Below are 1,700 nucleotides of genomic sequence, written 5' to 3'. Positions count from 1 at the left end.
GCCGGCCGGCGTGGATGCCGCGCCCGGCATGCTCGCCGCGCCGCTGTCCGCCCCGGTGCCGGCCGCGCCGCTGCTCGGCGTGCCGGACGGCGCAGTGGATGGCGCCGGCGACATGCCGCCAGTGGCGCTCGTGTCCGAACTCGCACCGGGCCCGGTGTCGTTCGCGTTCTTCTTGCAGCCCGCACCCGCCGCCAGGCCGGCGATCAGGATGCCGGCGAAGACGGCCCGCGATACTTGACGAATGGAATATCGCTGCATGACACCTCCGCTGATGTCGATGTGGATGGAATCCGTCGACACGCAATTCACGTGCCGCGCGGCGCTCGCGCGGACGGTCGCACCCCATTCGCTTTTCGAATGACGCCCAGCCGAATATTTAATTTCCCATCGCCGCGGTCGCCGCGCATACTCGCGAACAAATCCGACACATCACGTCGGCGGCGTCCGGGCCCGCGCTGCGTGCACACGCGGCCGGTTCGCGCGTCGGACATGGACGGAGACAACGCGTGCAACTGGAAGCCTCTCATCGCGCGTGCATCGCGCCCGGCGCGGGCGACGCACTGCATCGGACCAGGCGGCGGCGGGCCGGGCACCTTCGTGAAACGACGGGCCGCGGAAACGCGTAGCGGCATGCGCGACGCACCGAAGCAGAGCGGCCGTTGCGTCGACGCGTCCGACGCCACGGGCGCGCTCGACGTGCTCGATGCGCGGCTGATGCGCATGCTGCTCGTGCTGCTCACCGAGCGCACCGTGTCGCGTGCGGCCGTGCGGCTGAACATGTCGCAGCCGGCGACGAGCGCCGCGCTCAAGCGTTTGCGCACGCTGCTCGGCGATCCGCTGCTGGTGCGCAGCCGCTACGGAATGGTGCCGACCGAGTTCGGCGCGCGGTTGATCGAGCCGCTGCGCAATGCGTTGCGCGTGATCGACTTCATCCGGATCCAGCAGCCGGCGTTCGACGCGCGCACGTCGGTGCGCACGTATCGGATCGGCTGCCCCGACTATCTGAACGTGCTGTTCGTGCCGAAGCTCGTCGCGCTGTTTCGCGAGCGCGCACCGAACGCGCAGCTGGTGTTCCATCCGCTCGGCGACGGCTTCGACGACGAACGCGCGCTCGCCGACGGCGAACTCGACGTCGTGATCGACAACCGCGCTGCGCGCACGTCGCGCTTTCGGCAGGACGACCTGTTCGACGATCGCATCGTGTGCCTGATGCGCGCGACGCATCCGCTCGCACGGCGCGGCGCGATGACGGCCGACGCATTCGCGCAAGCCGCGCAGCTGTGCCCGACGCCATCGTGGCTCGAAGCGTCCGGCGCGATCGACCGTCAGCTCGAACGCGTCGGCCTGCGGCGCCGGATCGCCGTCACGCTGCCGCATTTCGAACTCGCCGCGCATGCGCTCGTGCGCTCCGATCTGATCCTGACCACCACGTACCGGCTCGCGCGCCACTACGCGAAACTGCTGCCGCTCGGCGCGGTCGCGCTGCCGGCCGAGCCGCCCGACATCGTGTACCGGATGACGTGGAACGAATCGGGGGCATGCGCGGACGGCGTGCACTGGCTGCGCGCGCTGATCGTCGAAGCGACGCGCGGCTGGCTCGACGCGGAAGCCGCGCAGCCGGCCGTCGCCGCGGTGCCTGCACGCGCGGAGACCGATGCGCGGGCGGTTCAGCCCGCGGCCGACGCGCCCGAACCGACGCG

The 1,700-nt window shown here is 70.9% G+C and carries 2 protein-coding genes; both read left to right on the top strand.

All coding sequences use genetic code 11. From position 1 onward, the window contains the following. Positions 1-238, top strand: a 238-nt coding sequence (locus BSE24067_RS32130; protein WP_254600374.1) for a hypothetical protein, incomplete at its 5' end; no start/stop codon positions are given. Between the two features lie 392 nt (positions 239-630). Continuing rightward, positions 631-1,700 (top strand): LysR family transcriptional regulator (locus BSE24067_RS32125; protein ID WP_174905003.1); only part of this gene is annotated, 1,070 nt, incomplete at its 3' end.

It is taken from the genome of Burkholderia latens (assembly GCF_902499045.1).
GTDB lineage: Bacteria > Pseudomonadota > Gammaproteobacteria > Burkholderiales > Burkholderiaceae > Burkholderia > Burkholderia latens.
This window is presented reverse-complemented; position numbering and strand designations above follow the sequence as displayed.